Genomic DNA, 21,075 nt, shown 5'->3' on the forward strand with positions numbered 1-21,075 from the left:
CGGTGACCTCCGGTCTACCGCCGACCACCGACATCGACAAGGACCTGCCGCGCTAGCCTGCGTCCTCGTGCGCGCGCTGAGCTGGGACGGGTACCGCAACGTCCGCGACCTGGGCGGCCTGCCGTCGCCCCTGTCGCCGACGGGGACGACGCTCCACGGACGGGTCGCGCGCGGCCCTCGCCGCGAGTGGCTCACGGCGACCGGGCGAGCCGACGCCCTGCGCTGGGGCGTGCGGACGGTCGTCGACCTGCGCAACGCCGACGAGCACGGCCCGCGGCCCGGCGACCCCGAGGTGGCGGCGCTCGCGTGGGACGGCGTGACGGTCGTCCACGCGCCGACCGAGGACCCCGAGCACGAGGAGTTCGACGCCGTCTGCGGCCCGATCCTCGACTCCCCGGAGTACTGGCGCCACAACGTGCGCCTCCTCCCGGGGCACGTGCACCGCGCCCTGGCGGCCGTCGCCGACGCCGAGCCGGGCGTCCTCGTGCACTGCAGCGCCGGCCGGGACCGCACCGGGATGGTCGTCGCGCTCGTGCTCGCGCACGCCGGCGTCCTGCCCGAGGACGTCGCCGCCGACTGGGCCGCGTCGGTGCGGGCGATGGCCGGTGGGGGCCACCGCCCCGAGGACCGGCAGTCCACGTGGGACGCGGAGCAGGTCGAGACGTTCCTCGCCGGGTCCGTCCCGGTCGTGGCGGACGTCGTCGGGGACGTCGCGCGCGTGCTCGACGACGTCGGCCTGGACGACGCGCACCGTGAGCGGCTGCGCGCACAGCTGGTCGGCCGACCCACCGGGGGGCGCGGCAGCGGCCACGTCGCGGCCGGGCGCGTGGTGCGATCGACCCATGCGCCCTGACCCGAGCACCCCGGACGGCCCGACGACACGCCTCGTCGAGGGCACCGGCACCCCCGGCCGGACCGTCGCCCTCACCTTCGACGACGGCCCGCATCCCGTGAGCACCCCAGCACTGCTGGACGTCCTCGCCCGGCACGACGTCCGCGCGGTGTTCTGCCTCTGGGGCGACCACGTGCGCGCCCGCCCCGAGCTGGTCCGGCGGGTCGTCGCCGAGGGCCACGTGCTCGGCAACCACTCGATGCACCACGACGACCTGAGCGGGCGGGACCCGGAGCGGGTGCGGGACGACCTGCGGGAGACCGCCGAGGCGATCGAGGCTGCGGCCCCGGGTGCCGAGGTCCCGTACTTCCGGGCACCGTTCGGCGCGTGGGGCGCCACGCCGGAGGTCGCCGTGGGGCTCGGCATGCAGCCGCTCGGCTGGAGCCTCGAGGTCGGCGACTGGGACCCGCCACCTCCGGCGGACGAGCTCCTGCGCCGGCTCGAGGAGGGCGTGACGCCCGGTGGCGTCGTGCTGCTGCACGACGGCGGTGGCGACCGCAGCGCGACCGTCGAGGCCGTGAGCCGACTCGTCCCGCGCCTCCTGGCCGCCGGGTGGATCTTCACGCTGCCGGCGCGACGGGGCTGAGCGGGAGACCCCGCACCGCCGGGCCCGCGCCGACCCGGGTCAGCGCACCGAGGCGCGGGTGGCTCGGACGACCCTCACGCGCCGCCCGGGACCACGAGCCCCGACTCGTACGCCAGCACCACGAGCTGCCCCCGGTCGCGGGCGTGCAGCTTGGTCATGGCGCGGTTCACGTGGGTCTTCGCGGTCAGCGGGCTGATCACCATGTGCGCCGCGACCTCGTCGTTGGACAGCCCGTGGGCGACGAGCGCGACCGCCTCGCGCTCCCGGTCGGTGAGCGAGGTCAGCGCCGCCGCCCCGGCGGAGGCCCGGTCCGGCGCGGGCCCGCGCACGTACCGGTCGATGAGCCGGCGGGTGATCGCCGGCGCGAGCAGGGCGTCACCGCGCGCCGCGACGCGCACCGCGTGCAGCAGGTCCTCGGGCACGACGTCCTTGACCAGGAACCCGGCGGCGCCCGCCCGGAGCGCGTCCAGCACGTACTCGTCGAAGCCGTAGCTCGTGAGGATCACGACGTGGACGCCCGCGAGCGCGGGGTCGGCCGCGATGCGGCGGGTCGCCTCGATCCCGTCGACCCCGGGCATCTGGATGTCGACGAGCGCGACGTCCGGCAGGTGCTCGCGGGCGAGCGCGACCGCCTGCGCCCCGTCGCCCGCCTCGGCGACGACCTCGAGGTCGTCCTCCAGGTCGAGCAGCGCACGGAAGGCGCTGCGCAGGAGCGGCTGGTCGTCGACGAGCAGGACCCGGATCACGGCGGGGTGTCCACGGGCAGCTCGGCCCGCACCCGGAAGCCGCCCTCGCTGCGGGGCAGGGCGCGCAGCCGGCCGCCGAGCGCGCCGACCCGCTCCTGCATCCCGAGCAGCCCGACGCCGAGCACCGGCGCCGCACCGGGGCGGGCGCGGCCGTCGTCGTCCACCGTGATCGCGAGCCGGTCGGGGCGGCACTCGATCCGGACAGTCGCCGTCGCGGAGCCGGAGTGCCGCGCGACGTTCGTGAGCGACTCCTGCACGACCCGGTAGGCGGTCCGGCCGACCGCCGCGGGGACGTCGCGGCGGTCGCCGTCGATCGTGAGGGTCGCGTCGAGCCCGAAGCCGCGGGCCCGGTCGACGAGCTCACGGACGTGGTCGAGCCCGCGCGGCGGGGCGGTGTCGTCGTCGCGCAGCGCGGACAGCGTCGCGCGCAGCTCGCGGGACGCCTCGCGGCCGGCCTGCTGGATCGCGAGGAGCGCGTCTGGGACCTCCTCGCCGCGCCGGCGGGCGATGTGCACCGCGACGTCGGCCTGCACCGTGACGATCGCGATCTGGTGCGTGAGGGAGTCGTGCAGCTCGCGGGCGATGCGCACCCGCTCCTCGTCGGCCCGGCGGGCCGCGACCTCCTCGCGGGTCCGCTCGGCCTCGTCCGCGCGGTGCTCGGCCTGCCGCAGCGCCTCCCCCGCGGCGGCGGCCGCGACGAGCCAGGCGAGCTCGAGCGCGTCGCGTCCCTGCGCGAGCGCCGCGCCCAGGTCGCGCCCGGACAGGAGCCCGACGAGCGGGAGCGCGGCCAGCATCGCGACGCTCGCCGCGACGGTGACGGCGCGATGCCCGGCGCGCACGGCGGCGTAGACCGCGAACAGGAACGCGACCGCGGGCACGTCGTAGCCCGCGGCCTGGTAGCCGACGGCGCACGCCCCGGTGACGACGAGCACGACGACCGGGGCGCGGCGGCCGCCCGCGAGCGCGAGCCCGGCCGTGGCGAGCAGCACGGCGCCGAGCACCCCGGCGGCTCCCGGCGGGTGCTCCCCGGACAGGCCCGTGACGACGAGCGCCGCGGCCACGCCGACCGCGACGACCCCGTCCCGGACACGCGGCGGGACGCCGAACCGTCCTGCGCTCATGCGGGCACCGTAGCCCCGCGCCCGGTGCGGGCGGGACCCTCCCGGGGTGGATGGCCGGCTGCTGCGGGCGCGGCAGCGCGGGCGGGCCCTGCTGCGGGCGCAGCAGCCCGGTGCGGCGCGGGCAGCAGCCCGGAGTGCCTGCGCCTGCACGACGACCGGCGGTGCCCGGCGGGCGGACGCTGGCCTCGACCCCGGACCCCGGGGCCGAGCCACCACGGCCCGACGCACCACGGCCCGCCCGCGGACCACACGGCCGCGGACCGACGCACACGAGGAGAACGCCATGAGCACACGCACACCGGGGACGCCGGCCCGACGCGTCCTCGCCACGACCGCCGCCGCGTCGACCGCGGTCCTCGCGGGGTGGGCGGCCGCCGCACCGGCTGCCGCGCAGGCCGCCGCGCAGGCCGTCACCGCCTCGACGCCCGTCACCGGCATGACCCCGGGGCGCCTGGGACCGACGGTCGTCGCCGTCGTCGCGCTCGCCGGGGTGGTCGCCGGCGGGCTCGCGCTGCGCCGCGGCGCAGGCGGGCGGACCGGCGGCCCCGGGTCCGGCCGGGCGTGGGCCGTCGCGGCGGTGGCCCTCGGGCTCGTCGGTGCGGGGCTCGGCGCGTTCTACGCCGCGACCGCGGACGGCGGGCTCGGCACCGGCAACGGCCTCGGCGGCGCGGTGGTCGGCGTCGTGCTCGGGGTGGTCGCGATCGCGCTCGGCGCCCGGGCGCTGGTCCGGGCTCGGGAGGGCTCCCGCGTCTGACCGGCGGGCGCCGGCGAGGATGCCGGCGACGTGGCCGGCGGCGCCGGTGGGACGATGCCGCTCCGGGTCGCACGAGCCCGCGGGGACGGGACGCGGAGGACACCGTGGCGGAGCGCAGGGGCGGCTGGGACCGCTGGGACACCGGGGCGGCGATCACCTTCGGGCTGCTCGCGGTCGGCGTCGTCGCCCTCGACCGGGCACAGGGCAGCTCGCCCTGGCCCGGCCTGGCGCTCGTCCTCGGCCTCGGTCCGGGCAGCTACTTCCTGGCGCGACGGACGGATGCGCGGAGCGCCCGCAACCCCCGCCCTCCGGAAACCGTCGAGGCCGCGGTCGCCCGCGTCGCCGCTCGCCAGGCCCGGGCCGAGCAGGAGGCAGTACGTCGGCCCCCGGCCGAGCAGGCGGTCGCACGTCGGGCGCTGGCCGAGCAGGCTGTCGCACCCGGACCCGCTCCCGCACCCGGCACCGGGCGCGCACGCCGCCGTCGCGCACGAGGAACCACCCGCGACCCGGCTTGACGAACCCCCGGTCGAAACGTTCCGATAGAGGCGAGCGACCGGCACGACCGACCACCGCGAACACACCCGTCCCAGTCTCGCGGAGGACCCGCCGTGCCCCGATCCCTGACGTCCGGCAGCCCCTGGCGCGTCATCTCGCTGTTCACCGTGCCGCTGTTCCTCGGCAACGTCGTCCAGCAGCTCTACCAGGTGACCGACGCGATCGTCGTCGGGCGGGTGCTCGGGGTCGACGCCCTCGCCGCGGTCGGCGCGACGGGCAGCTTCCTGTTCCTGCTGCTCGGCTTCGCGTGGGGCATGACGACGGGCTTCGCGATCCCCACCGCGCAGGCCTTCGGCGCGGGCGACGCGCGGGCCGTCCGCCGGTCGGTCGCCGCCGGCACGATCCTCAGCGCCGGCGCGAGCCTGCTCGTCACCGCCGTCGCGCCGTTCCTGGCCGAGCCCGCGCTGCGCCTGCTGCGCACGCCGCCCGAGCTGCTGCCGCAGGCCACGACGTTCGCCGTCGTCACGTTCCTCGGCGCCGCGGCGATCATGTTCTTCAACTACCTCTCGGCGGTCCTGCGGGCCATCGGCGACTCGCGGACCCCGCTGCTCTACCTCGTCGCGAGCTGCGTGCTCAACATCGTGCTCGTCCTCGGCGCCGTGCCGGGGCTCGGGCTGGGCGTCGGCGGCGCGGCGCTCGCGACCGTGGTGTCGCAGGCGGTGTCGGTCGCGCTGTGCCTCGCGCACGTGCGCCGGCGGGTGCCCGCGCTGCACGTGCGCCGCGAGGACTGGCGGGTCACGCGCGACGAGCTGCGCCACCAGCTCCGGCTCGGGCTGCCCATGGGGTTCCAGGCGTCGATCATCGCGATCGGCATCCTCGCGGTGCAGGTCCGGCTCAACGACCTGGGCGCCGACGCCGTCGCGGCCTACACGACGGCGTCGCGGGTCGACAACTTCGCGATGGCGCTGCTCGGGTCCGCGGGGCTCGCGGTGTCGATGTTCGCCGCGCAGAACCTCGGCGCCGGCCGGGCGGACCGGATCCGCACCGGCGTCGTGCAGGCGCTGTGGCTCACGGTCGGCGGCTCCGCGGTCCTCGGCGCGGGGATCGCGCTGAGCGGGGCGACGCTCGTGCGGCTCTTCGTCGGCCCGGGCGAGGAGGCCGTCGTGTCGATGGCCGCGTACTTCCTGCACGTCAACGGCGTCCTGTACGCGGTGCTGGGCGCGCTGTTCGTGCTGCGCGGCGCGCTGCAGGGCCTCGGCCACACGTGGGTGCCGACGATCACCGGGGTGCTGGAGCTGATCTGCCGGGTCGGCGCGGCCGTCGTGCTCGGCGCGTCGTGGGGCTACGAGGGCGTCGTGTGGGGCAACCCGCTGGCGTGGCTCGCGGCGCTCGCGCTGCTCGTCCCGGCGTACGTGCGCGCGCACCGGACCCTCGCCGAGCAGGTCGCCGCCCGGACGCGGGGCCGGCGCGACCCGGTCGTCCTGGGCGAGCTCACGTCGGACGGCGACGTGCTCGACGCGGTGGTGTCGGACACCGGCACCACGCACGGCACCACCGCCACGCCCGCCGCGGCCCCGAGGCACGCCACCGGCACCCGGGCCTCCGACGAGCGCTGCTCGACGGGCTCCTGACCGTTCCCTAGCGGCGGACGGCGCGGCGTCGCACCCCGCGCTCGGGTGCGGTCACGACCCGGTCGCGTCCCGCGGCCTTCGCCTCGTACATCGCGACGTCGGCGGCCCGCAGGACCCCGTCCGACGTGCCGTCGGGAGACAGCTCGGCCGCGCCGGCGCTGATCGTCACGCGCACGTCCCCGCCCGGCACCGCGACCGCCGCACCCGCGCACCGGGCCCGCGCCTCGTCGGCCCGCCGGGCGGCCTCGGACGCGGTCAGGCCGGGCAGCAGCAGGACGAACTCCTCGCCGCCGATCCGCGCGACCGTCTCGCCGTCGGCCGCCGCGGCGGCGAGCGCGTCCGCGACCGCGACGAGCACGCGGTCCCCGACGGCGTGGCCGTGCGTGTCGTTGACGGCCTTGAAGTGGTCGAGGTCGAGCAGCACGAGGCTCAGCGGCGCACCCGTCGAGCGGGCGTGCGCGACGGCCTCGCCGAGGCGCTGCTCGAACGCGCGCCGGTTGTGCAGCCCGGTGAGCCCGTCGCGCGTCGCCTGATGGGCGAGCTCGGCGCGCAGCCGCTCGAGCTCGGTCACGTCGCGCAGCACCACGACCGTGCCGACCGCGCGGTCGCCGTGGTCGGCCATCTGCGTCACGCGCACGTCGAGCACGTCGCCCGAGGGCGTGGTGAGCACGCGGCTCCCGCCGTCGGCGATCACCTCGCCGAGCTCGGGACCGAGGTGCTCGCGCCACGGCGCCCCGATCGCGCGGTCGTCGAGCGGCGTGCCGTCGGGGCGGCGCAGCAGCACGCGGGCCGCGGCGTTGACGTCGAGCAGCCGGCCGCCCGGGTCGAGCACGACGACGGCGTCCGCGAGCGCCTCGAGCACCTGGCGGGTCGAGACGGGGACGACGCGGCTGTGCTGGCGGTACCGCTCGACCCACGCCCAGATCGCGGCGCTCACGAGGAAGAACACCGGCGTGAGGTGCAGGTTCTCGGACCGGGTCGCGATGACGGTCGTGAGCACGTTGCCGACCGAGGGGACCGTGGCGCCGAGCACCGCGACGGCGTAGACGTGCCGGTGCCCGGGGACCGCGCGGGTCATCGCGCGCAGCACGAGGCCGATGCCGGGCACCAGCAGCGCGTAGCTGTACGCGCTGTGCACCCAGAACAGCGGCCCGACGCCGTCGACGACCGTCCCGTCGACGACGTCCAGGCGCAGGAACGCCTCGTGCCACGGGTTGGTCAGCAGGACGAGCACGAGCAGCGCCGGGTGCACGCACAGCAGCACGGCGGTGCGGCGCGAGAGCGTGCGGCCCGAGAGGACCAGGAAGTACCAGAACGCGGCGCCGACGACGACGGCCGCCCCCGGGAAGACGGCGTAGTGCAGGGCGACCGTCGCCGGGACCGACGGGGCGGCGACGTGCAGCAGCGCGCGCGCCGTGGCCCACTCGGACGCCGCGAACAGCATGACCGCGAGCGGGAGCGCGAGCGGGGAGGTGCGGCGGCGGCGCAGCACGCGCACGCCCGTGACCGTCGCCACGACGGCGGCGACCACGGACATGATCTCGACGAGCGTGGGCACGGTCACCTCCTCGTCGTCCATCGGCCTCGACGGAGCGCATCTGAGCACGTCGGACGCGGTGCACCCGGATGACGCGCGGGTTCCACCCGGCCGTGTGACGGCACGCGGGGGTGCGGGCCGGGCGGGGCCACGGACCGGGCGTGGGTGCGGACCGGGCCGGGGCACGGACCGGGCGGGGGTGCGGACCGGGCGGGCGCGCGGTCCGCTCAACCGCGGCGCGTCCCGTGCAGCACGACCGCCATCGCGCCGAGCGCGCGGTCGAGCTGGTCGCGCGAGGCGTCGCCGTAGCCGACGACGAGCCCGCTCCCCGGGGCGCCGCCGTGCGCGAAGGCGGCGAGCGGCACGACGCCCACACCCCCGGCAGCGGCGGCCATCGCGTCGAGCACGTCCCCCGGGACCGGGCGCGGGGGCACGACGACGGCGTGCAGGCCTGCCGCGACGCCCGTCGCGCGCCACCCCGGCAGGTGCCGCTCGGTGCTCGCGAGCAGGTGCGCCCGGCGGCCCGCGTACCGCGCGGCGGTGCGCCGCACGTGCCGGTCGAGCCCGCCGCTCTCGAGGAACACCGCGAGCGTGAGCTGCTCGAGGACCGGCGCCGCGATGTCGGCGTGGTGCTTGACCTCGACGAGCGTGTCGACGAGCCCGGCCGGTGCGACGAGCCAGCCGAGCCGCAGCCCGGGCGCGAGGCTCTTGGAGACGCTCCCGCCGTAGACGACCCGGTCCGGCGCGAGGCCCTGGACGGCGCCGACGGGCGAGCGGTCGTAGCGGTACTCGGCGTCGTAGTCGTCCTCGACGACCACCGCGTCGCGCCCGGCCGCCCACGCGAGCAGCGCGGTGCGCCGCGCCGGGGTGAGCACCGCGCCGGTCGGGAACTGGTGCGCGGGCGTGACCAGGACGGCGCGCAGGTCGCTCGCGAGGAGCGCGTCCGTGCTGACCCCCTGCTCGTCGACCGGGACCGCGACGGTCCGCACGCCGCCCGCCCGGAGCGTCGCGACGACGCCGGCCGAGCCCGGGTCCTCGACCCCGACCTCCGCGACCCCGTGCCGGGCGAGGACCTCCGCGACGAGCCGCGCGCCCTGCGCGAACCCCGCGGTGACGACCACGCGGTCCTCGGGCGCGACGACGGCGCGCGTGCGCCCGAGGTACGCGGCCAGCGCGCGGCGCAGCCGGGGGTGGCCCCGGGGGTCGCCGTACCCGAGCTCGCGGTCGGTGAGCCCGCGCATCGCCGTCTCGGCCGCGCGCAGCCACTCGGTGCGCGGGAACCAGCCGAGCGCGGGCACGCCCGGGTTCGCCGGCACGTACGGGCGCGGTGGGCGCACCGGTGCAGGCGGCGGCACCCGCACGTCGCTCACCACGGTGCCCGAGCCGGTGCGTCCGCGCAGGTACCCCTCGGCGACGAGCTGCTCGTAGGCCCGCACGACGACGCCGCGCGAGACGCCGAGCTGCTCCGCGAGGCCGCGCGACGGCGGGAGCCGGGACCCGCCGGGCAGCCGGCCGTCGCGCACCGCCCGACGCAGCTCCTCGGCGAGCGCGAGGGACGGGACGGCGGCTCCGGCGACCGGCGCGAGCTCGAGGTGCGGGGACGGATTGGTACCGGACGGAACCGCTGGATTGGACCCGGGCACGGGACCAGTGTGTCCCTACCGTCGAGCCATGGACAGATCACCGCGTGCCGGACTCCTGCTCGACGCCCTCCCCGTCGCCGCCGCGATCGGCGTCTTCGGCGTCATCTACGGCGCGAGCGCCGCCCCTGTCCTCGGGCAGGGTGCGACCGTCGCGTCGTCGGTCCTGCTGTTCTCCGGGGCGGCGCAGTTCACGATGGTCGGCCTCGCGCAGGCCGGCGCGTCGCCGGAGGGCGTCCTGGTCGCCGTCGCGGCGCTCGGGCTGCGCCACGTGCCGCTCGCCGCGGTGGTCCTCCCCCGGCTTCCGGCCGGGCGCGGTCGGCGCGGCCTGCTCGCGCTCGTCCTGCTCGACGAGACCGTCGGGCTCGCCGTCGCCCGCACGCGCCCCGCCGCCCCGACCATGGTCGCCGTCGGCCTCGGCGCGTACGCCGCGTGGGTCGCCGGGACCGCGGCCGGGGTGCTCGGCACCGACCTGCTCGGGGCGGCGGAGGTCGCGGGCGTCGTGTTCGTGATCCTCTTCGTCGGGCTCTCGGCGCTCACGTGCCGGTCCCGCGCGGACGTGCGGCGCGCCGCGGGCGCCGCGGTGCTGACCGGGGCGGCGACCCTCGCCGCGCCGGCGGCGGGGGCGTTCGCGGCCGTCGTCGTGGCGGTCGCGTGCTCCGCGACGGTGCGCCGCCGCCGGGAGGACCCGGACGGCACCCGCACGACGGCCGCCGCCGACCGCCCAGGGACGAGGACGGCCGCCCCCGCCGGCACCGGAGCGGAGGTGCGGCCGTGACCACCGCCCTGCTGCTGGCCGTGACGCTCGTGACGGTGGCGTCGCGGGTCCTGCCGATGACGCTCCTGCCGACGCCGCACGGGCGCGCGGCGGACGTGCTCGACGCGCTGCCGGCCCCGCTCTTCGCCGCGCTCGCGGCGGTCGCGCTGCTGGGTGGCGGGGATCTGCCCGAGCCTCCGGTGCTCGCCGCGGCGGCCGGTGCGCTGCTCGGCGCGCTGCGGCGCTCGCTCCTGCTCACGCTGGTGTGCGGGCTCGCCGGGTTCGCGCTCGCCGACCTGCTGCTCGCCTGAGCCGCGTCGGCGGGCGCCGTGCCCGCGGCCACCGCGTCGTCGGGCACCGCGCCTGCCGCCACCGCGTCGTCGGGCGCCGCGCCTGCGGCCACCGCATCGTCGGGCACCGTGCCGCCGGACGCCGCGTCGTCGGGCACCCGCGCGGGTGAGTCGTGCCCGGCACCCTTGCCGATCCACGCCCAGAACGATAGATTCCTATCGTTCTTCGATAGGTCGACGGAAGGTGCACGACATGGGTCGCATGGCCGTTCTCGCGCTGCGGGTGGTGATCGTGCTGATGTTCGCGGCGATGCTCGTGCTCCAGGCGGCGATGCTGCCGCTGCTGTCCGTCGACCCGGGCGGCGAGGTCGGCGAGCTGACCCACCTGCGCTGGCCGATCGTCGTGATCTGCTTCCTGGCCGTCGCGATGGTCGAGGTCGCGCTCGTCTGCCTCTGGCGCCTGCTCACGATGGTGCGGCGCGACACGGTGTTCAGCACCGCGGCCTTCCGGTACGTCGACGTCGTGATCGGCGCCGCGGTGGTCGGCTCGGTGCTCGCCCTCGCGCTCGGCGTGCTCCTCGCCCCCGGCGAGGCCGTGGCGCCCGGCATCGTCCTGCTCATCGGCGTCGGCGCGGTCGGCGGCCTCGGGATCGCGCTGCTCGTGCTCGTGATGCGGGCGCTGCTGGCCAAGGCCGTCGCGCTCGACACGACCGCGAGCACGCTGCGCGCCGAGCTCGACGAGGTGATCTGATGCCGATCGTCGTGGACATCGACGTCATGCTCGCGCGCCGCAAGATGTCGGTCGGCGAGCTCGCCGAGCGCGTCGGCATCACCCCGGCCAACCTCGCGGTGCTCAAGAACGGCCGCGCCAAGGCGGTCCGGTTTACGACGCTCGAGGCCCTGTGCGAGGCGCTCGACTGCCAGCCGGGCGACCTCCTGCGCCAGGAGCCGGCGCGCGACGGGGACCCGGCAGCCGTCGGGGGCGAGGCGTAGGCCGGGGAGGGGTCCAGCTCGAGCCTGCCGCACGCAGCCCCGAGAGAGGGGGTGCATTTCCGGCACGGAGTCCCTACGCTGCGATCGAAGCGCTTCGACACGACCGAGCCGCCGCGGCCCGTGTCGCACCGCGCCCCCGGGGCAACGAGGCCCCCCGCGTAGAAGGGCAACCCGTGAGACGACCCGCCTGGACGAGCCTGACCGCTCTGGCCGCCGCACTCGCACTGACCACCACCGTCGTCGCTCCCGCGAGCGCCGGCACCGCACCGCAGGCGGGCCCGCGTCCCGCCGCCGTCGACCCCGCGTCCGAGGTCGTCGCCGAGATGCAGCCGGGCTGGAACCTCGGCAACACGCTCGACGCCGTCGGGGCCGACGAGACCGCGTGGGGCAACCCGCGCGTGACCGAGGACCTGCTCCGCGCGGTCGAGGACGCCGGGTTCCAGAGCGTCCGCATCCCCGTGACGCTCGGCCAGCACTCCGGTCCGGCGCCGACCTACACGATCGACCCGGCGGTGCTCGACCGGGTCGAGGAGGTCGTCGACCAGGCGCTCGACGCCGACCTGAGCGTGCTGCTCGACCTGCACCACGACTCGTGGATGTGGACCAACCAGATGCCGACCCGGCACGACGAGGTCCTCGCGCAGTTCACCGCGACGTGGGAGCAGCTCGCCGAGCGGTTCCGTGACCACCCGCGCACCCTGCTGTTCGAGAGCATCAACGAGCCGCAGTTCGCGGGCACGTCGGGCGACGAGCAGAGCTACGCGCTGCTGCACGAGCTCAACGCGGCGTTCCACGAGGTCGTGCGCTCGTCGGGCGGCGGCAACGCCGACCGCGTGCTGGTGCTGCCGACGCTGCACACCAACGCCGACCAGGGCCGGCTCGACGCGCTCGTCGCGACGTTCGAGGAGCTCGACGACCCGAACCTGGCGGCGACGTTCCACTACTACGGGTACTGGCCGTTCAGCGTGAACGTCGCGGGCGGCACCCGGTTCGACGCCGCGGCGCAGGCCGACCTGACCGGGACGTTCGCCCGGGTGCGGGACACGTTCGTCGCGCGCGGGATCCCCGTGATCCTCGGCGAGTACGGCCTGCTCGGCTTCGACCGGCACACCGGGACGATCGAGCAGGGCGAGAAGCTGAAGTTCTTCGAGGCCCTCGGCCACCAGGCGCGCACGACCGGCGTCACGACGATGCTCTGGGACAACGGCCAGCACCTGAGCCGCACCGCGTTCACGTGGAGCGACCCGGCGCTGTTCGCGCACATCCGGTCGAGCTGGACGCGCCGCTCGGGCACCGCGTCGACCGACCAGGTGTTCGTCCGCCCCGGCGCCGTCGCGGCGCAGACCGTGACGCTGAACCCGAACGGCCAGACGTTCAAGGGCCTGTACCTCGACGGCAAGAAGCTCAAGGCGGGCACGGACTTCACGCTCGCCGGCGACGCGCTCACGCTGCCGGCGGCGCTGCTGACCCGGCTCGTCGGCTCGGGCGAGCACGGCACGCGCGCGGTGCTCGAGGTCCGCTTCTCCAAGGGCCTCCCGTGGCGGGTCGAGCTCGTCAGCGCCGACACCCCGGTGCTGCAGGACGCGACCGGCACCACCGACGCGTTCGCGGTGCCGACCGTGTTCCGCGGCGACCGCCTCGCGACGATGGAGGCGCGCTACCTCGACGGCACGAATGCGGGGCCGCACAGCTGGACGTCCTTCAAGGAGTACGACGTGACGTTCGCCCCCGACACCGCGGCGGGCACGATCGTGCTGCGGCCGGCGTTCTTCGCCGAGGTGACCGACGGCGCCCCGGTCGTCCTGACGTTCCACTTCTGGAGCGGTGAGACGGTCACGTACACGGTCGTCCGGAACGGGACGGCGGTCACCGGCACGGTCGGCTGACGGCCGGCCGCCCGCGGACCCGCTCCGCGGACGGCCGAGGCGCACGCGACGGCGCGCACAGCACGGGGCACTCGTCCCGCGCGGTGCGCGCCGTCGTCATGCCGGGCCCGGGTGACGTGCACGACCGACCCCAGGACAACGGTGTCGGGAGGGCTACCACGCAAAAGGTGTCGGGATGTCTCGAAACTATCGTGTGGTGAGAAACGTTTCATAGAGGCCCTCGAGGGAGCCCCGCTCCTTGCCTGCGCCGGAAAACCGCTCCACACTCGCCGGGAACGGCCACCGCGTCGACGCCGACGCGGTTCGCCCGGGTCTCCGCGCCGCCAGAGCTTCCACAAGATCACGTCGCGGAATCCGAAAGTTTCGACGCCGATTCGGCACGAAGGAGTGCAGGATGTCCGCAAGCACGACTCTCACCCGCGGTGCGCCGAGGCGCAGCCGGCTGGTCCGCGCACTGGCCGGCCTCGCCGCCGCCAGCACGCTGGCCGTCGGCGCCCTCGTCGCCGCGGCACCGGCCCAGGCCGCCGACGTGACCCTCACCAACAACGGCACGGGGACGCACAACGGCTGGTTCTACTCGTTCTGGAAGGACAGCGGGAACGTCCAGTTCACGATGGGCGACGGCGGGAACTACCGCTCCTCGTGGTCCGGCATCAACAACTGGGTCGGCGGCAAGGGCTGGCAGACCGGCGGCCGGAAGGTCGTCAACTACTCCGGCACCTTCACCCCCAACGGGAACTCCTACCTGACGCTCTACGGGTGGACCCGCGGCCCGCTCGTCGAGTACTACATCGTCGACAACTGGGGCACGTACCGCCCGACCGGCACCAACATGGGCACGGTCACGAGCGACGGGGGCACGTACGACATCTACCGCACCCAGCGCGTCAACCAGCCCTCCATCGAGGGCGACCGCTCGACGTTCTACCAGTACTGGAGCGTCCGCCAGCAGAAGCGCACGGGCGGCACGATCACCACGGGCAACCACTTCGACGCCTGGGCCAGCAAGGGCATGAACCTCGGCACCCACGACTACATGGTCATGGCGACCGAGGGCTACCAGAGCTCCGGCAGCTCGAACATCACGGTCAGCGAGGGCGGGACGTCCAACCCGAACCCCAACCCGAACCCGACCACGACGACGAGCCCCAACCCCGGGACGGGCGGCTGCTCGGTCACCGCGACGCGCGCCGAGGACTGGTCCGACCGGTTCAACGTCACCTACACCGTGAGCGGCAGCTCGACGTGGACCGTCAACCTCGGCCTCGGCAGCGGGCAGTCGATCCAGAGCGCCTGGAACGCCACGCGCAACGGCACCACGTTCACGCCCAACGGCAACGGCAACTCGTTCGGCGTCACCGTGATGAAGAACGGCAACAACACGACACCGTCGGCGTCCTGCTCGGGCGGCGGGACGACCAACCCGAACCCCAACCCGAGCCCGACCACGACGACTCCCCCGGCCACGTCGAGCTGCTCGGCCGGCTACGTGGGGCTGACATTCGACGACGGGCCCACCCCCGCGACGACGAACCAGCTCATCAGCACGCTCCGCAACGCCGGCGCCACCGCGACCGTCTTCCCGACGGGCTCGAACGCGACGAACAACGCGTCGCTCATGCAGGCCTACAAGAACGCGGGCTTCCAGATCGGCAACCACAGCTGGGACCACCCGCACCTGGTGAACATGAGCCAGAGCGAGATCCAGTCGCAGCTCTCGCGCTCGCAGACGGCGATCCAGCAGACCGCCGGCGTCACGCCGAACATCTTCCGGCCGCCGTACGGCGAGACCAACGCGACGCTGAGGTCGGTCGAGTCCTCGCTCGGCCTGCGTGAGGTCCTCTGGGACGTCGACTCGCAGGACTACAACAACGTGAGCGCGAGCCAGATCCGCCAGGCGGCGAGCCGCCTGACCAACGGCCAGATCATCCTCATGCACGACTGGCCCACGGCCACGATCCAGGCGCTGCCGGGCATCCTGTCCGACCTCGCGGCCCGGAACCTGTGCACCGGCCACATCTCGACGAGCACCGGTCGCGCCGTCGCCCCGTCGGGCGGCACGACGACGCCGACCAACCCGACGAACCCGAACCCGGGCACAGGGACCTGCACGGTCACGGCGACGCGCGCCGAGGACTGGTCGGACCGGTTCAACGTCACCTACACCGTGAGCGGCAGCTCGGCGTGGACCGTCAACCTGAGCCTCGGCTCGGGCCAGTCGATCCAGAGCAGCTGGAACGCCACCCGCAACGGGACCGCGTTCACGCCCAACGGGAACGGGAACTCGTTCGGCGTCACGGTGATGAAGAACGGCAACAGCAACACGCCGCCCGCCACCTGCGCGGGAGGCTGACCCTCACCTGATCGGGAGGGCGACCTCCACCTGGTCGACCGAGGCCGTCGGGCCCGGCGCTCCGCTCCCGCGGGGTCCCGGTCCGGCGGCCTCGCGTCGTCCCGCCACCGGGCCCGGCGCTCCGCTCCTGCGGGGTCCGGGTCCGGCGGCCTCGCGTCGTCCCTCTCCTCGTCCCGGGCGCGACCCCGGCGACGCGCCCGCGGTCACGCCCCGGGCAGGTCCTCCGTGAGGTACCGCTGTGCGGACGGGCCCACGAGCGCGACGAGCTCCTCGACCTCGAGCTCCTGCAGGTGCGGGAGCCGCACGACGTACCGCGCGAAGGCGATGCCCACGAGCTGGGCGCCGAGGAGCTCCGCCCGCAGCGCGGCGCGGTCCGGCCCGAGCGCCTCCGCGACGGGTTCGAGCAGCCGTTCGGTGACGAACCGGCGGACCATCTGGAGCGCCTCGGGCCGTGCGGCCACCGAGCGGAACACCGTCTGCAGACGCGCGCCGGTCACGGGGTCGGCCCAGACCTGCAGGTAGTGGCGCACCACGCGCTCCCCCACCGTGCCGACGTCCCCGGCCAACAGGTCGGGCATGACCGCCGCGTCGAACGGCAGCTCGAGTGCGCTCGCGAACAGCTCGTCCTTGGTGCCGAAGAAGTGGTGCACGAGCGCGGGGTCGACGCCGGCCGCCGTGGCGATGCTGCGGATCGTCGCGCGGTCGAAGCCGCGCTCGGCGAACTGCGCGCGGGCCGCGTCGAGGATCGCGTCGCGCGTCCCGCTCTGCCCGGCCCGCCGTCCACCGCGTCGTACTGCCTCGCCCATGTCCGCAGCCTAACGAAACTCATCAGGTGTTGAATTCAACACGCGATGAGTTCTACGCTCGGAGCATCGCTCCCCGACCCGGGGACGCGGCGACCGAGGAGCCCCTCATGACCGACGTGCACGCACCCCAGAGCACGACCCCCTCCGGCACCGGCCCGTCCGGCACCGGCCCGTCCGGCATCGAGCCGTCCGGCACCGCCGCGCCGGGCACCGCTCCCGCCGGGACCGCCGGCGCAGCGCCGTCCGCCACGGCCACGCTCGGGCGCGGCGACGTCGCCGACCCCGTGCCGGCCTCCCCGCACCACCCGTGGGTCACCGCGGCCGGCCTGGTGCTGGTGCTGACCGCCGCGATCGCCACGATCTTCGTCGCCTTCTCCCTCCCCGCCGTGACGTCCGAGCCGCACGACGTCCCGATCGGCATCGCCGGACCGGCGCCCGCCGTCGAGGGCGTGCGACAGGCGCTCGCCGCCGCGCAGCCCGGAGCGTTCGACGCCACGACCTACCCGGACGCCGACGCGCTCCGCGAGGCGGTCCTGGACCGCGAGGCGTACGGCGGGTTCGTGCTGGCCCCCGACGGCGCGACGGTCGTCGTCGCGAGCGGCGCCGGCCCGGCCGTGGCGCAGCTGCTCACCGGGGTCGGCGGCGCGCTCGCCGAGCAGTCGGGCACGCCCGTCACGACGCAGGACGTCGTCCCCCTGCCGGATGGCGACCCCCGCGGGGCCGGGCTCGCGGCGGCCGCGCTCCCGATCACGCTCGGCAGCATGCTCCCGGCGATCGCGCTCGTCCGGCTCTTCCCGCGCCGACCCTGGCTGCGGGTCGCCGCCGCGGGCGCGTACGCCCTCACCGCGGGGACCACGCTCGCCGCCGTCCTCGACGCCGGGTACGGCAGCACGTCGGGGGACTTCTGGCCCGTCGCGCTCGGGCTGTCGCTCGGCATCGCCGCGATCGCACTGACCCTGCTCGGCCTCGAGTCGCTCGCCGGCACCCCCGGCTTCGCGGTCGGCGCCGCGCTCGTGATGCTCGTCGGCAACCCGCTCTCGGGCATGACGTCGGCGCCGGAGCTGCTCGCGCCGCCGTGGGGCGCGCTCGGGCAGCTGCTGCCGCCGGGCGCCTCCGGGACGCTGCTGCGGAGCACCGCGTACTTCGACGGCGCGGGAGCAGCGGCGCCGGCCACTGTCCTCGCGGCGTGGGTCGCGTGCGGGCTGCTGCTCTGCGCGGTCGCGTCCGTGGTGCGGCGACGCCCGGCGGCGGACGCGCCGCACTGAGACGGGTCCGGGGCGGCGCTCGCGGGCGGACCGTAAACGTCGCTCCTGGACGTGCGGGGGCGGGCCCGGAGCGCCGGCGCGCTACTCGAGCCGGGCGAGGAACGCCAGAACACGCTCGGTGACGAGCGCCGCCGCAGCCGCGTCGCAGGACGGCAGCGAGCGGTCGGTGAAGAGGTGCTGGTCGCCGGGGTACACGAACAGCTCGCCGTCCTCGGCCTCGGCGACGAGCGCCCGTGCCGCGTCGATGTCGCCCTCGCCCGCGAAGAACGGGTCCTCGCTCATGCCGTGCACCTGCACCGGGACGCCGCTGGGCCACGCGCCGAACTCGGACGCGGGCAGGCACGACTCGAGCAGGACGGCACCGCGAGCGCCGGGTCGGGTCTGCGCGAGCCGCTGCGCGGCCATCACGCCGAACGAGATGCCGGCGTGCACGAGGCCGTCGGGCAGCCCCTCGGCCGCGCGGACGCCACGCTCGCCGAGCACGTCGAAGCCCGTCTGCCCCGCGAACCGGATGCCGGCCTCGACGGTGGGGAACGTCGCTCCGTCGAACAGGTCGGGGGTGTGCACGACGTGGCCGGCGGCGCGCAGCTCGTCGGCGAACGCGTGGAAGCCCTCGGTCTGCCCGAGCACGTGGTGGAACAGCAGGACCTCGGCCATCGCGGTCTCCCGTCGCGTGCGCCCGCGCGGCCGGCCGTCGGCGGCAGGCCCGGGCGGGCGATCGAGTGGTCTGGCGCGTCCACGGTAGGACGCCCGGCCCGGCCGCGCTGCACGCTCGGGCGGGTGCGAGTCGTGCGCGCTCGTCGACGCGCGCCCACCCGGCAGGTATCTTGACGTCAAGATATTCGCCGCCGCGCCGAGGAGCCGCCATGTGGGACCCGCGCCAGTACGCGCTGTTCGGCACGCACCGCGGCCGGCCGTTCGCCGACCTGCTCGCCCGCATCGACGCGCCGGACCCCCGGCTCGTCGTCGACCTGGGGTGCGGTGACGGCCCGCTCACGCTGAGCCTGACCGAGCGGTGGCCCGGGGCGCGCGTCGTCGGCGTCGACTCCTCGCCCGCGATGCTCGACGCGGCACGGGCGCTCGACGTCGAGGGCCGCGTCGCGTGGGTCGAGGCGCGCGCCGAGGACTGGGACCCGGCGACCCTCGGGCGACCCGTCGACGTCCTCGTGACGAACGCGCTGCTGCAGTGGGTCCCGGGCCACCTCGACCTGCTCCCCCGCTGGGTCGACGCGCTCGCTCCCGGCGGCTGGCTCGCGCTGCAGGTGCCCGCGAACTTCGACGCGCCCTCGCACCGGCTCATGCGCGAGGTCGCCGCCCGGCACCCGCGCGCGGCGGACCTGCTCCCGCACCTCGAGCGGGCGGCCGCCGTCGCGTCCCCGCGCGAGTACCTCGCGGCGCTGGCCCGCCTCGGGCTCGAGCCCGACGTGTGGACGACGACGTACGAGCACGTCCTCGACCCCGCGGGCGCGCAGGCGTCCCCGGTGCTCGAGTGGGTGCGCGCCACGGGTCTGCGGCCGGTGCTCGGTGTGCTGACCGACGACGCCGAGCGCGCGGCGTTCCTCGACGACTACACCGCGGCGCTCGACCACGCCTACCCGCGTGAGGAGTGGGGGGTCGTGCTCGGCTTCTCGCGGGTCTTCGCCGTCGGGCACCGCGTCGGGTAGCGCCCCGCGGCCGGCCTCCCGCGGGCGTCCGCCGAGCCGGTCCGCGCGGGCACGCAACCTTTCGCCCGCCCCGAGCATGTACACAGCATGAGCATGGGGACCGTGGCGGGAGCCGCCGGGACGACGCCGCCGCCGGCGCACGAGAGCGCGCCCGTCGGGCTGGTGCTGCCGGCGGGCGCCGGGGACACCGAGTTCGCCGCGTTCATGGCCGAGGCCGCGCCGGCCCTCGCACGGACCGCCTGGCTCCTGTGCGGCGACGTGCACCAGGCGGACGAGCTCGTGCAGCAGGCGCTCGTGCGCACCTACCTCGCGTGGCCGCGGGCCCGGCAGCGGGACCCCCTCGCGTACGCGCGCCGGACGCTCGCCAACCTGCGGATCGAGACGTGGCGGCGGCGGCGCCGCGAGGTGCTGGTCGACCCGGCCGACGTCCCGGAGCACGGCGACGCCTCCGCGGCGGACCGGCACGCCGAGCGCGACCAGCTCGTGCGCGCGCTCGCGACGCTGAGCAGCCGGCAGCGCCGCGTCGTGGTGCTGCGGCACTTCGAGGGTCTCAGCGAGCGCGAGGTGGCCGACGACCTCGGCATCACGGTCGGCACCGTGAAGTCGACGGCGTCGCGCAGCCTCGCGCGGCTCCGGGCGGTGCTGAGCGAGGAGACCCCCCGCGCACCGCACCCCCCGGGCGGCCGGGCGGACCCCGTGACGCGCACGACCGGCTCGACGACGAGGAGCGGACGATGACCACCGACGACGACGCCCAGGACCTGCTCGCCCGCCTCGACGCGGTCGTGCCCCGGATCGGCGTCCGGACCTCGCGCGTGATCCCCCGCGCCCGTCGGCGCCGCGCCCTGCGCCGGACGGTCGGGACGCTCGTGCTCGCCGGCGTGGTCGCCGGCACCGGCTGGGTCGCGCAGGCGCAGCCGTGGTCGCCGCGCACCGTCACGCTGCTGCCCGCGCAGCCGACGGCCGAGGCACCGTCCGCCCCGGCTGAGCCCACGCCGACGGCCGCGGCCGACCCGGCGGACGGCTCGCCGATCCCGCCCGGGGCCTGGTGGTACACGCTGAACCGCAGCACGGGCCCGGACGGCGAGGTCTCCACCAGCGAGACCTGGATCAGCCCGCACCAGCCGGGGCTGGGCGCCTCGAACGGCGACTACGCGAACGCCGACAGCTTCGGGCCGAGGCAGGTGATCGGGACCTTCGTGATCGACGGCGAGCGGGTCGAGATGCTGCGCGACGTGAGCCGGCTGCCCACCGACCCCGCCGCCCTCGAGCAGGTCTTCCGCGCGAGCATCGAGCCGGACCGCCGCAGCGGCACGGACGACGAGAAGGTCTACGGCATGGCGTACGACTTGCTGATCCAGAGCGGTCTGCCCGAGGGACTGCGCCACGCCGCCTGGGCCGTCGCCGCGGGGCTGCCCGGGACCACCGTGACGTCCGGGTCCGACGCGACGGGCCGCCCCGGTGAGGTCCTCGACCGCCCGGGCGCGGAGAACGGGGCCCCGCACCTGGTCCGCGACCCGGCGACCGGCCTGCTGCTCGAGCTGGGCTCGGGCCTGACCACCACGGTCGTGGTCGAGCAGCGCCTGGTCCACTCCCTGCCCGTCGAGCCGTCGCTCGAGAACTCCGGCTGCACCGCCTGGGAGAGCTGCTGACCCAAAC

At 76.1% G+C, this 21,075-nt stretch carries 21 protein-coding genes; 15 read left to right on the forward strand and 6 right to left on the reverse strand.

The window, feature by feature from the left end; all coding sequences use genetic code 11:
* Window positions 1–67 precede the first annotated feature (67 nt).
* A complete protein-coding gene (locus CCE01nite_RS03695) occupies window positions 68–853 on the forward strand; it encodes a tyrosine-protein phosphatase (protein WP_141371985.1) in 786 nt (261 codons plus the stop codon).
* Window positions 843–1,478: a polysaccharide deacetylase family protein gene (locus CCE01nite_RS03700; RefSeq protein ID WP_141371986.1), complete on the forward strand. Its 636-nt coding sequence runs from the start codon at window positions 843–845 to the stop codon at window positions 1,476–1,478. Before CCE01nite_RS03695 ends, CCE01nite_RS03700 begins: the two co-directional genes overlap by 11 nt.
* Window positions 1,479–1,552: 74 nt before the next feature.
* Here CCE01nite_RS03700 and CCE01nite_RS03705 read toward each other — a convergent pair whose 3' ends face one another.
* A complete protein-coding gene (locus tag CCE01nite_RS03705; protein WP_141371987.1) occupies window positions 1,553–2,224 on the reverse strand; it encodes a response regulator in 672 nt (223 codons plus the stop codon).
* A complete protein-coding gene (locus CCE01nite_RS03710; RefSeq protein ID WP_141371988.1) occupies window positions 2,221–3,345 on the reverse strand; it encodes a sensor histidine kinase in 1,125 nt (374 codons plus the stop codon). Before CCE01nite_RS03710 ends, CCE01nite_RS03705 begins: the two co-directional genes overlap by 4 nt.
* Before the next feature lie 283 nt (window positions 3,346–3,628).
* Between CCE01nite_RS03710 and CCE01nite_RS03715 the strand changes: the two genes are divergently transcribed.
* From CCE01nite_RS03715 to CCE01nite_RS03725, 3 genes are all read left to right on the forward strand, one after another.
* Window positions 3,629–4,099 carry a DUF6223 family protein gene (locus CCE01nite_RS03715; RefSeq protein ID WP_141371989.1) on the forward strand — a complete coding sequence of 157 codons (471 nt, stop codon included), beginning with the start codon at window positions 3,629–3,631 and terminating at the stop codon, window positions 4,097–4,099.
* 104 nt (window positions 4,100–4,203) lie between these two features.
* A complete protein-coding gene (locus CCE01nite_RS03720) occupies window positions 4,204–4,614 on the forward strand; it encodes a hypothetical protein (RefSeq protein WP_141371990.1) in 411 nt (136 codons plus the stop codon).
* Between the two features lie 93 nt (window positions 4,615–4,707).
* Window positions 4,708–6,225, forward strand: a complete 1,518-nt coding sequence (locus CCE01nite_RS03725) for an MATE family efflux transporter (protein WP_141371991.1) — start codon at window positions 4,708–4,710, stop codon at window positions 6,223–6,225.
* A gap of 7 nt (window positions 6,226–6,232) precedes the next feature.
* Here the strand turns inward: CCE01nite_RS03725 and CCE01nite_RS03730 are convergent, their stop codons facing one another.
* Both CCE01nite_RS03730 and pdxR read right to left on the reverse strand, forming a co-directional pair.
* Window positions 6,233–7,804: a histidine kinase N-terminal 7TM domain-containing diguanylate cyclase gene (locus CCE01nite_RS03730; protein WP_141371992.1), complete on the reverse strand. Its 1,572-nt coding sequence runs from the start codon at window positions 7,802–7,804 to the stop codon at window positions 6,233–6,235.
* Between the two features lie 185 nt (window positions 7,805–7,989).
* Complete coding sequence (pdxR, locus tag CCE01nite_RS03735; protein WP_141371993.1) at window positions 7,990–9,405, reverse strand: MocR-like pyridoxine biosynthesis transcription factor PdxR; 1,416 nt, start codon at window positions 9,403–9,405, stop codon at window positions 7,990–7,992.
* A gap of 28 nt (window positions 9,406–9,433) precedes the next feature.
* Between pdxR and CCE01nite_RS03740 the strand changes: the two genes are divergently transcribed.
* The 6 genes from CCE01nite_RS03740 (at window position 9,434) to CCE01nite_RS22335 (ending at window position 15,681) form a co-directional block, all read left to right on the forward strand.
* Window positions 9,434–10,180, forward strand: coding sequence for an AzlC family ABC transporter permease (locus CCE01nite_RS03740; RefSeq protein WP_141371994.1), 747 nt, complete (start codon window positions 9,434–9,436; stop codon window positions 10,178–10,180).
* On the forward strand, window positions 10,177–10,470 hold the full coding sequence (locus CCE01nite_RS21170) for an AzlD domain-containing protein (RefSeq protein ID WP_034633997.1): 294 nt from the start codon (window positions 10,177–10,179) through the stop codon (window positions 10,468–10,470). Before CCE01nite_RS03740 ends, CCE01nite_RS21170 begins: the two co-directional genes overlap by 4 nt.
* A 232-nt stretch (window positions 10,471–10,702) precedes the next feature.
* The gene (locus tag CCE01nite_RS03750; protein WP_034634000.1) at window positions 10,703–11,200 is read left to right on the forward strand and encodes a DUF2975 domain-containing protein; all 498 of its coding nucleotides are present in this window, start codon (window positions 10,703–10,705) and stop codon (window positions 11,198–11,200) included.
* Window positions 11,200–11,442 (forward strand): helix-turn-helix domain-containing protein, encoded by a 243-nt coding sequence (locus CCE01nite_RS03755; protein WP_034634002.1) that lies wholly within the window; start codon window positions 11,200–11,202, stop codon window positions 11,440–11,442. Before CCE01nite_RS03750 ends, CCE01nite_RS03755 begins: the two co-directional genes overlap by 1 nt.
* Before the next feature lie 173 nt (window positions 11,443–11,615).
* Window positions 11,616–13,328, forward strand: coding sequence for a cellulase family glycosylhydrolase (locus CCE01nite_RS03760; RefSeq protein ID WP_034634006.1), 1,713 nt, complete (start codon window positions 11,616–11,618; stop codon window positions 13,326–13,328).
* Window positions 13,329–13,722: 394 nt separating this feature from the next.
* Window positions 13,723–15,681: a glycoside hydrolase family 11 protein gene (locus tag CCE01nite_RS22335; protein ID WP_052104396.1), complete on the forward strand. Its 1,959-nt coding sequence runs from the start codon at window positions 13,723–13,725 to the stop codon at window positions 15,679–15,681.
* Between the two features lie 203 nt (window positions 15,682–15,884).
* Here the strand turns inward: CCE01nite_RS22335 and CCE01nite_RS03770 are convergent, their stop codons facing one another.
* A complete protein-coding gene (locus tag CCE01nite_RS03770) occupies window positions 15,885–16,487 on the reverse strand; it encodes a TetR/AcrR family transcriptional regulator (protein ID WP_034634008.1) in 603 nt (200 codons plus the stop codon).
* Window positions 16,488–16,594: 107 nt separating this feature from the next.
* Here CCE01nite_RS03770 and CCE01nite_RS03775 point away from each other — a divergent pair, with 107 nt between their 5' ends.
* On the forward strand, window positions 16,595–17,752 hold the full coding sequence (locus CCE01nite_RS03775) for a hypothetical protein (RefSeq protein ID WP_084142900.1): 1,158 nt from the start codon (window positions 16,595–16,597) through the stop codon (window positions 17,750–17,752).
* Window positions 17,753–17,833: 81 nt separating this feature from the next.
* Here the strand turns inward: CCE01nite_RS03775 and CCE01nite_RS03780 are convergent, their stop codons facing one another.
* Entirely contained in the window at window positions 17,834–18,409 is a 576-nt protein-coding gene (locus CCE01nite_RS03780; RefSeq protein ID WP_034634009.1) for a dienelactone hydrolase family protein, read from the reverse strand.
* Between the two features lie 209 nt (window positions 18,410–18,618).
* Between CCE01nite_RS03780 and CCE01nite_RS03785 the strand changes: the two genes are divergently transcribed.
* From CCE01nite_RS03785 to CCE01nite_RS03795, 3 genes are all read left to right on the forward strand, one after another.
* Complete coding sequence (locus tag CCE01nite_RS03785) at window positions 18,619–19,416, forward strand: methyltransferase domain-containing protein (RefSeq protein ID WP_034634010.1); 798 nt, start codon at window positions 18,619–18,621, stop codon at window positions 19,414–19,416.
* Between the two features lie 93 nt (window positions 19,417–19,509).
* Window positions 19,510–20,154, forward strand: coding sequence for a SigE family RNA polymerase sigma factor (locus tag CCE01nite_RS03790; RefSeq protein WP_084142901.1), 645 nt, complete (start codon window positions 19,510–19,512; stop codon window positions 20,152–20,154).
* Window positions 20,151–21,068 (forward strand): hypothetical protein, encoded by a 918-nt coding sequence (locus CCE01nite_RS03795; protein ID WP_034634011.1) that lies wholly within the window; start codon window positions 20,151–20,153, stop codon window positions 21,066–21,068. The genes CCE01nite_RS03790 and CCE01nite_RS03795 overlap by 4 nt, the downstream gene beginning before the upstream one ends.
* Window positions 21,069–21,075: the final 7 nt, after the last annotated feature.

This window comes from Cellulomonas cellasea (genome assembly GCF_006538745.1).
Lineage (GTDB): Bacteria > Actinomycetota > Actinomycetes > Actinomycetales > Cellulomonadaceae > Cellulomonas_A > Cellulomonas_A cellasea.